This window comes from Rhodoferax ferrireducens (assembly GCF_003347515.1).
Taxonomy (GTDB): Bacteria; Pseudomonadota; Gammaproteobacteria; order Burkholderiales; family Burkholderiaceae_C; genus Rhodoferax.
In genome coordinates this window covers 1-366 of record NZ_QEII01000221.1, presented here as the reverse complement: position 1 = coordinate 366, position 366 = coordinate 1, and the positions used below count along the sequence as shown (strand labels likewise).

The following is a 366-nucleotide window of genomic DNA, read 5'->3' as shown; positions in this document are numbered from 1 at the left end:
TACTTGCGCGACCCTCAATTGCAGCGTGATGTCCACCGCTCGGAAAACCGCATTGAGTCCTACCACCAGCTGCGCTCGACCATCGCCCAGGTTAACGGTAAAAAGGAACTTACCGGACGTACCGACCTGGATGTGGACATCAGCAACCAGTGTGGCCGGCTGATTGCCAATGTGGTAATCGCTTGCAACTCGATGCTGCTGTCGGGACTGCTTGGCCGGTGTATGGCAACGGGGAACGACAAGGCATTGGATTTGGTCAGACGGATTTCACCGGCGGCGTGGCAGCACCTGCATTTTCTGGGGCACTATGCCTTCAGAGACAAGCGCAATCCGCTTGATTTGGAGGCTGTTTTGGCGGGGATTGAC

Annotated in this window: 1 protein-coding gene; it reads left to right on the top strand. The window is 56.3% G+C overall.

Going from position 1 to position 366, the window contains the following annotated elements:
• Window positions 1-366: Tn3 family transposase (locus C5P05_RS03325; protein WP_157979203.1), on the top strand; the 366-nt coding region annotated here is incomplete at both ends.